The 8,517-nt window shown below is 68.5% G+C and carries 9 protein-coding genes and 1 other RNA gene; 8 read left to right on the plus strand and 2 right to left on the minus strand.

Going from position 1 to position 8,517, the window contains the following annotated elements:
* Positions 1-658 (plus strand): uroporphyrinogen-III C-methyltransferase (cobA, locus tag U9977_RS23335; protein WP_322751430.1); only part of this gene is annotated, 658 nt, incomplete at its 5' end.
* A 49-nt stretch (positions 659-707) separates the two neighbouring features.
* On the opposite strand, the gene U9977_RS23340 is transcribed toward cobA, so the two are convergent.
* Entirely contained in the window at positions 708-890 is a 183-nt protein-coding gene (locus tag U9977_RS23340) for a hypothetical protein (RefSeq protein WP_322751431.1), read from the minus strand.
* A gap of 283 nt (positions 891-1,173) precedes the next feature.
* Between U9977_RS23340 and ftsE the strand changes: the two genes are divergently transcribed.
* From ftsE to ssrA, 4 genes are all read left to right on the plus strand, one after another.
* Complete coding sequence (gene ftsE, locus U9977_RS23345) at positions 1,174-1,863, plus strand: cell division ATP-binding protein FtsE (RefSeq protein ID WP_322751432.1); 690 nt, start codon at positions 1,174-1,176, stop codon at positions 1,861-1,863.
* A gap of 15 nt (positions 1,864-1,878) precedes the next feature.
* Complete coding sequence (ftsX, locus tag U9977_RS23350; RefSeq protein ID WP_322751433.1) at positions 1,879-2,751, plus strand: permease-like cell division protein FtsX; 873 nt, start codon at positions 1,879-1,881, stop codon at positions 2,749-2,751.
* A gap of 148 nt (positions 2,752-2,899) precedes the next feature.
* On the plus strand, positions 2,900-3,379 hold the full coding sequence (gene smpB / locus U9977_RS23355) for an SsrA-binding protein SmpB (protein WP_322751437.1): 480 nt from the start codon (positions 2,900-2,902) through the stop codon (positions 3,377-3,379).
* A gap of 241 nt (positions 3,380-3,620) precedes the next feature.
* Positions 3,621-3,994: a transfer-messenger RNA gene (gene ssrA, locus U9977_RS23360) on the plus strand.
* A gap of 301 nt (positions 3,995-4,295) precedes the next feature.
* Here the strand turns inward: ssrA and U9977_RS23365 are convergent.
* Entirely contained in the window at positions 4,296-5,390 is a 1,095-nt protein-coding gene (locus U9977_RS23365; RefSeq protein WP_416210759.1) for a Rieske 2Fe-2S domain-containing protein, read from the minus strand.
* A gap of 631 nt (positions 5,391-6,021) precedes the next feature.
* Here U9977_RS23365 and U9977_RS23370 point away from each other — a divergent pair.
* The 3 genes from U9977_RS23370 to U9977_RS23380 all read left to right on the plus strand — a co-directional run.
* Complete coding sequence (locus U9977_RS23370) at positions 6,022-6,939, plus strand: FAD binding domain-containing protein (RefSeq protein WP_322751438.1); 918 nt, start codon at positions 6,022-6,024, stop codon at positions 6,937-6,939.
* Positions 6,936-7,448: a (2Fe-2S)-binding protein gene (locus tag U9977_RS23375; RefSeq protein ID WP_322751435.1), complete on the plus strand. Its 513-nt coding sequence runs from the start codon at positions 6,936-6,938 to the stop codon at positions 7,446-7,448. The genes U9977_RS23370 and U9977_RS23375 overlap by 4 nt, the downstream gene beginning before the upstream one ends.
* A 21-nt stretch (positions 7,449-7,469) precedes the next feature.
* On the plus strand, positions 7,470-8,517 hold a 1,048-nt coding region (locus U9977_RS23380), incomplete at its 3' end, for a molybdopterin cofactor-binding domain-containing protein (RefSeq protein WP_322751436.1).

Consider the following 8,517-nt stretch of genomic DNA (forward strand, 5'->3'; position numbering starts at 1 on the left):
GCGCCGGGCCGACGTGGTGGTCGTCGACCGGCTGGCCCCGCGGGCGCTGCTCGACGACCTCGGGTCCGGCGTCGAGATCGTGGATGCGGGCAAGGAGGTACACGGCCACAACATCACCCAGGATCAGATCAACCGTCTGATCGTTGACCGGGCCGGGCGGGGACTCGGGGTGGTACGGCTCAAGGGAGGAGATCCCTTTGTCTTCGGTCGCGGTGGTGAGGAGGCGCTGGCGTGCCTGGACGCGGGGGTGCCCTGCGAGGTTGTGCCGGGTGTGACGAGCGCGGTGGCCGTTCCGGCCTTGGCCGGCATTCCGGTCACCCACCGTGGGATTACCCAGGACGTCACGATCGTCTCGGGTCACCTCGATCCGTCCCATCCGGGCTCGACTGTCGACTGGGACGCCGTGGCGACCGGTGCCGGGACGATCGTCGTCCTGATGGGCGTCGGCGCGCTCACGCAGATTGCCGCGGAGTTGGTCAAGCGAGGCCGCGCGGGATCCACTCCGACCGCTGTGATCCACGGCGGGGGAACCGCTGATCAGCAGGTGGTGACCGGCCCCCTCGCCGACATCGCGGCCCTGGCCGCCGAGGCGGGCATCATGGCGCCATCCGTGATCGTCATTGGTGACGTGGTCGCGCTGCGCGAGATGCTGGCCTGATACCCGTGACCTGACCGGCCGAACAAGACCGGCCGAACAAGACCGGCAGCTAGCCGTGTCGAACAGCCAGCAGGGTCAGCATCAGCAGCACCGACACGATGACGATCAGCGCCTGGGGTGTGATCGTGATGGATGACTGGTGCATGGAGTCACGGGCTGCCCGGCAGGACGCACACCGTCCCTCGGCGACCTGGCCGGCACAGCGGGCGCATATCAGGTCCTCGCAGCACATGCCGTCGACCTCCTTGCGTCCGGTACTGGAAGCATCATCGCCCTCGGGGGCTGACCCGCACAATGTCTGGCGGTTCAGAAAAGTTCCGCCACCGTTCAGGCGGCTACCCCCTCTGTCTACCCACCGGCCCCGCCGCCACCCCTGGGCGTCAGGCCGGTGCTCCCCGCGGCCGCCGGAGGCGCGCAGAACGACGGTCGCGCCTCCTTTGGCCAGGTGCTCCCCGCGGCTGGCTAGCATCCACTGGTGACTTACAGTCTCAATGTGGATGCGAGGAGTGGCAAACGTGATTCGCATGACCTTGGTGACCAAACAGTATCCAGCGGGTGCGCGGCCCGCGTTGGATGATGTGACCGTCGAGATCACCGCCGGGGAGTTCGTCTTCCTGGTCGGTCCGTCGGGTTCGGGGAAGTCCACTTTTCTACGGCTGCTTCTGCGGGACGAGCGGCCGACCGCCGGTGTGGTCGAGGTTGCCGGCCGGGACCTGGCCGCCATCCCCGACCGTCGGGTGCCGTTGCTGCGCCGGCAGGTGGCGTGCGTTTTCCAGGACTTCCGGCTGCTGCCCGACCGGACGGTCGCCGGCAATGTGGCCTTTGCCCTGGAGGTCACCGGTCGGCCGCGCCATGTGGTCCGCACTCTCGTCCCCGAGGTTGTCGACCTGGTGGGACTGGCAGGTAAGGAGAACCGCTATCCCGACGAGCTGTCCGGCGGAGAGCAACAACGGGTCGCGGTGGCCCGGGCTTTTGTCGGGCGTCCGCGGATCCTGCTGGCTGACGAACCGACCGGCAACCTCGATCCGGCCACGAGTTCAGGGATCTTGAAGCTCTTGGACGCGATCAACCGGGCCGGGACGACCGTCGTCATGGCTACGCACAACGCCGCTGCGGTGGACGCCATGCGTCGGCGGGTCATCGAGCTCGAACACGGGGCGCTGGTACGCGACCAGGTGCGAGGCGTCTACGGACTGGCCCTGTAGGACATGATCGCTAATATGCGCGTCGGCCCGGTGCTCGCCATCGTTGTCACCAGCCTGCGGCGCAACCTGTCCATGACCCTCGGAGTGATCGTCACCGTGGCGATCTGCCTTACCCTGCTCGGAGCCGGCCTGCTGCTGCGGGCCCAGGTTCGCACCGTCGACGGGTTCGTTCTCGACCGGATCCAGGTCGTCATCGACCTCAATGACGGGGTGTCCAGCGCGGAGCGGGACGAGCTGGCCGCGGATCTGCGCGCCGACTCGTTGGTGCGGGCCGTCGTCTACGAGGACAAGGCGCACGCATTCGCGCGTTTCACCCGTGACTTCCGCAATTCGCCGGATGTCGTCAGTGGCGTGAGCGCGGATGATCTGCCCGCGTCGTTCCGTCTGACGCTTGTAGATCCACGCCGGTCCGGCGAGATCGTCGCGGATTACTCCGGAAGAGATGGTGTCGACCGGGTACGGGACCAGCGTGCGTTGCTCGCACCGCTCTACCGCTTCCTGCACGCGTTCGCGGTCGGGGCCTTCGTCCTCGCCGCGGTTCAGGCCTTTGCCGCGTTCGTGTTGATCTATACGATGATCCGGGTGTCCGCGCACGGGCGACGCCGGGAAACCGCGGTGATGCGGCTGGTGGGAGCCACCAACGCGACGATCCGTGCGCCCTTCGTCGTGGAGAGTGCAGTCACGGGCCTGCTCGGCGGGACGTTCGCGGCGATAGCGCTGATCGCCTGCAAGATTTATCTTGTTGATCATAGGTTTGCCCGGCAGACCACGTTTCCGCTCCTGGACTGGGGCGCGGTGTGGGCCGCCGCAGTCGGTGTTCTCCTGATCGGCTCCGCGGCGACCGCGTCCCTGGCTGTGGTCGCGCTCCGCCGGCACCTGCGGGTCTGACCCACGGCTGGCTCCGCCATGCCGTGCGGCCGACCTGCCGCGTGGCTGGCCTGCCATGCGGTCGGCTTGCCGTGCCGTCGGCGTAGCCTAAGTGGTCGAAGACGGCGTGAAGCTGCTGGAGAACCTGTCAGGAAGAGGAACACCGAACGTGGCGAAGGAGATCGGCAGGAAGCTGGTCGCACAGAACCGGCGGGCCCGACATGACTACACGATTCTCGACACCATCGAGGCCGGGCTGGTACTGCATGGCACTGAGGTGAAGTCGCTACGGGCGGGCCGGGCGTCGCTGGTGGATGCCTTCGCGCAGATCAGCGACGGGGAAGCGTGGCTGCACGGCATGCACATCGCGGAGTACGCAGAGGGTACGTGGACGAATCACACCCCGCGCCGGCGCCGCAAGCTGTTGCTGCACCGCGACGAGATCGCCAAGCTGGTCGGCAAGACCAAGGAGGGCGGCCTGACCATCGTCCCGCTGTCCATCTACTTCAAGGACGGCCGGGCAAAGGTGGAGGTCGCGCTCGCCCGTGGGCGCAAGACCTACGACAAGCGGCACGCGCTCGCCGAGCGGGACGCCACCCGTGAGGTCTCCCGGGTGCTGGGTCGGCGGGCCAAGGGCCGCGAGGACTGATCCGTGTCAGCCTGCACTGATCGGTGGCGACCATCGTGCGGGCACCGTCACCTGTCTCGCCAGCGGTACGGGCGCCGTCCGTCAGACCGGGGTGGTGGACAACCGGGCGTTCGTGGGAAGATGGGGGACGCGGCCGACGTTGGGTCGTGTGGGCGGTCGTCCAGGCGGCCCGCAGCAAGAGCGATCAGCGGTACTATCGGAGCAAGGGCAACACTCGACAGAACGAATACTGACAGAACACGGGGGTGACCGGCTTCGACTCCGGACGTCGAGGCAGGGGAAGCGGGCCGAGGATGAGCGGTTATCTCGATAACGATCCGCTCAAAGAAATAACTGCCAACAAGACGCAGTCTGTTCCAGCCGCTTACAGCCTCGCTGCCTAAGCGCTACTAAGGAACCGTCAGCCTGAGAGTTCCTCCGGCTCAGGGTCTGGCGTCGCTAGGAGGATCACTCTCTGACCCGGTCACGGGGTCAGATGGGACATCTCACAGTGACTGAGCCCACACCGACATGCCTGTGTGATTGGTGGGGCTGAGAAACAAGTAGCAGGCTGCGCCCGGAGAAGTCCTGTTGCGGTGCCGGAGGACGCGGGTTCGATTCCCGCCACCTCCACGAGCTGGTTGATGCTGTTCGCCGACGGTGGGTCGGCTTCCCGGGGGGCGTGATGTCTGCCCGGGAGGCGACCCCCCGGACCCCGGTGCGGGGCTTCGCCCCCCGGGCAGCTGGGCGTTCGGTGGTTTTCGTCGGTATAACGACCCTTTTTACCTACGCTCGGCCGGCGGCGGCACGAGGAGTAGGTGACTTTCGCGGCAATAGCGACGTCTTCTACCGACCGTCTCCGTTGGTGTCATCGGGCTGCCCCCTCAGCAGCCCGATGACACATTCGGAGGCCTCACCTCCACGGTCCACAATCGGTTCAGGGGCGGGAACCCGCCCGGGTACGGCGGGCGTAGCGCATTCCGGCCGGCGGTCCGGATGTCGTACCGCGTCGCGCTCGTTCGCTGAGTATGTACAGCACACGTCGCAACGCCAGTCCGGCGGCGTCTGAGCGGATGCTGACCTCCTTTTCTCCGCCCTCTCCGTCGCTCCCACTGGATATCAGCGGCAGGCCGTCCAGCCCGAATCGCTCCTGAAGCGCAATGTCCTCGGCCAGGATGGCCTGCTCGAAGCGGGCGGCGTTGGCCAGCCGCTCGGGGTCTCCGCCGAGGTCGTCGCGCAACAAGCGGGTGTAGACGCGGGTCGAGTTGGTGTCCTCGGGTTGTAGGCAGAAAAAGATCGTGTTTGTGCTGCCGGCGTCGGGATATTCCAGCACCAGGCGCAGTTGGAACGGTGGACGGTAAATGTAGGTCGACCGGCGGCGCTGAATCAATGGTCGCAGACCGGCTGCCACGCCCGGGTCCTCAGGGTTGGCGACGGTCTGGTTCATGCGCGCCCGGAATCCGTTGCCATCGGGAGTGATTTTGTATGGAGGGACGATCGTCTCCTCACCCGCGCCGATCGTGTCAGCGTGGACGAACGGGAGATGTGCGGTGTCGAGGAAGTTGTCGGCGAGCAGACCGGCACACGACGACGTCAGTACGACATCCAGCCACACCGAGTCAAAGGCGGGGTCGGCCGCCTCAGGCAGGTCGATGATGTCCGCGAACGGTTCCTCGGGCGCGAGCCATACCAGCCCGTGGCGTTCGACGGCACCCCACGCGGGGGTCGCCCGGGCCTGCTTGGGTGCGGGCACGCCCGGCCCGAGCGCGGGTACGGCCGTGCATTCCCCGGATGCGACGAAACGCCAGCCGTGATAGCCGCAGACAAGCTCGGGACCGTCCACCCGGCCGGCCGAAAGCGGCGCCAGGCGATGCGGGCACCGGTCGGCGAAGGCAACCACGTGGTCATCGAGCCGGGCGATCGCCCAGGGTTCACCGAGAAGGCGGACAGGCACCGGTTCGTCGCCGACGTCCGATGAGCGTGCAACCGGATGCCAGCCGCGTCGAAGAGAGGGATCTGTGTTTGTCAGCAATTGCGGAACGTCAACCACCTCCAGGAACAGGGGCCGTCGGATGACAGGCGCGGATGACAGGTCAGATCGCGTTCGCTGAAACGCATGCTCAGAGTATGACGATTCAATCCCGTTGATGTTTCGACTTCACCTCCCGAATGTGACGCAAAGTGACGGTGATTGACATCTCATCCGAGCTGGCATCAATGAAGCTGACGTGATGGTCGTCCCTTTTCCGGGAATTTCACGCACGCCTGGGTGCATGGCGGATACGGCGCGCCGTCAGTGCAGGTGGGCGGCGTTCATTTCGCGTTAAGGGGGCTGGTGGCCGGCCGTTGTCGGCTCTCATCGGGTCCGGCCAGCGGCAAACACCGAAGACCTCTCCCGTTGCCGATGGTGAACATGCGCGTAACCTCGCGGCTCTATCGTCGGTGGGTATGTGGGTTGCGCGCGGCCGACCGTCATCCCTGCCAGCGTCCCTGCCCGGCTGCCTCGGCGCCCCGCGGCACCCGGCGTCCCGAAGACGGCGCGATCATGAATCATCCGCCCGGACCAGGTGTGCCACATGATCGTGGCAGCTCCATCTCAACTCGCCGGCCGGGCCGGTCGGGCCGGTCGGGCCGGCGACCCCGCCGCCGGCCCGACGACCCACATGTACCGGCCCCTGACCGTCGCCGAAGTCGTCGACGCCCTGGCCGACGGGGATGGCGAGCTCCTGGCCGGCGGCACCGATCTGGTACCCGCGCTGCGTGCCCGCCGGCGGGACCCGGCTCGGATCGTCGCCCTGCGCCGGGTCCTGGAGCTGCGCTCGCGCGGGGCCAGCGCAAATCTGTTGATTATCGGCGCCGGTGTCACCTATCACGATCTGACGGGCTGGTCGCTGTCACCGGGACTGGCGGCGACGGCGCGGGTGGTCGGCTCGCCCCAGATCCGCAACACGGGCACGGTGGGTGGGGCGCTGGGCACCGCCAACCCGCGGGGAGACCTGTTGACCTTCCTGTCCGCGGCCGACGCCGAGGTGGTGATCCACAGCGTGCAGGGGGTGCGGACCGTGGACGTCCCGTCTTTCCTGGCCACCGGTCTGGATCCGACCGAGCTGGTCACGGCCGTCCGACTGCCCCGCCCATGTGGACCGCAGGTCTATGTGAAGATCGGTTCCCGGCAGGCTGCATCGACGGCGCTGGTCTCGTGCGCGCTGGTTGTCGACCGGGTGCATGAGCGGGTGAACTGCGCGATCGGCGGGGTTGCGGGCCGTCCGACGCGTCCGCGTGCCGCCGAGGAGTTCGTCCGCCAGGGCATCGACTGGGCGGCTGGCACGATCGCCGCGGATGTCGCGGCCGGGTTCGGCGAGCTCGTGGCGCAGGCCGCCGCGGTCGTGCCCGATCCCCTCCCGGACGAGGTGGGCGGGTCGGCGGCCTACCGCCGGCATGCGGCCGGAGTGCTCGCGGCCCGCGCGGTGGCCCGCTGCCTGTCGGCTGCGGCTCCGGCCCTGGCTGTGGCTCTGGATGCGCCCCCGGATGCGCCCCCGGGGGCGGCGGGATCAGAGGCCGGCGGGTGGGGTCGGAAATGAACGCCGAGACTGGCGCCGAGACCGGCGCCGAGACTGATCCGCAGGTGTCCTATCACCTGCACATCGACGGGGTGCTGCGGCCGGTTACCAATGCCTGGTTGTCGGAGTCCCTGCTCGGCGTGCTGCGTGACCACCTGGGCGTGATGTCGGTCAAGGACGCCTGTGAGCAGGGCCGATGCGGCTCCTGCTCGGTGCTCATGGACGGCCGGCTGGTCGCGGGTTGCACGGTGCTCGCGGCGGACGCCGCAGGCGCTCAGATCACGACCGTCGCCGGGCTGGGCCCGGGCGGCCCGGCCCGGGCGGTGCGGGCCGCGTTCCTCGCCCACGGGGCCGTCCAGTGCGGCTTCTGTACGCCGGGGTTCGTCGTCGCCGTGACCGATCTGCTGGCCCGCCGTCCGGGCGCCGACGAGGACGAGATCAGGGAGGCCTTGGCGGGCAACATCTGTCGGTGTACCGGCTACGGGCGGATCATCGCCGCCATCCGGTCCGTCCAGGACGCCCGCCGGTGATCGATGGCAGGCTGTGGGCCGATGACGCACTCACGTTCACCCGGTGATCAGGCGTCCAGCGATCAGGCGTCCAACGATCAGACGCAGACCGATCAGGGCGTCGGTAGGTCCGTGCCCCGCCCGGACGGCGCGGCCAAGATCGACGGGACGTTCCCGTACGCCGGTGATCTCTTCCTGCCGGGGATGCTGCACGCTCGGACGTTGCGCAGCCCCCACCCCCGGGCCCGGATCCGGCGTATCGACACGGCCGCAGCCCGGCGCATACCGGGCGTGGCGGCGGTCGTGACCGCGGCGGACGTACCGGGCCGGGCGACCTACGGCCTGATCGTCGCAGATCAGCCGGTGTTCGCCGGCGATGTCGTGCGCTACCAGGGTGAGCCGGTTGCCGCGGTCGCAGCGCGCGACGCCCGCACCGCCGCTCGGGCGCTCGCCGCCATCGACGTCGACTATGAGCCCCTACCGCCGGTGACCGATCCCGAGTGGATCGTGGACGCCGGCGGTGACGCCGATCCGTTGCATCCCGACGGCAACATCTTCCGCGAGATCCATCTGCGGCACGGTGAGCCGGACACCCGTGGCGAGGTCGAGGTCAGCGACTCCTACGTGGTGGGCATGCAGGACCAGGCCTTCCTCGGCTGCGAGGCCGCGCTGGTGGTGCCGGCGGCGGACGGCGGTGTCGACATGCGGGTCGCCACCCAGTGGCTGCACTCCGATCGCGAGCAGGTCGCGGCATGTCTGGGCATCCCCGAGTACCGGGTACGGCTCACCCTCGCCGGGGTCGGCGGAGCCTTCGGTGGACGCGAGGACATCACCCTGCAGATCCACGGCGCGCTGTTGGCACGGGTCACCGGGCAGCCGGTGCGGATCCGCTACGACCGGGTCGAGTCGTTCCTCGGCCATCCGCACCGGCATCCGGCTCGGCTGTGGTTCCGTCACACCGCGTCGGGCGCCGGGCAGCTCGTCAGCGTCCACGCGCGTGTGATCATGGATGGTGGGGCGTACGCGTCATCGTCCCCGGCGGTGCTGACCAACGCGGTGACGCACGCGGCAGGGCCCTACCGGGTCCCCC

It is taken from the genome of Protofrankia sp. Cas8, from assembly GCF_963555845.1.
GTDB lineage: Bacteria > Actinomycetota > Actinomycetes > Frankiales > Frankiaceae > Protofrankia.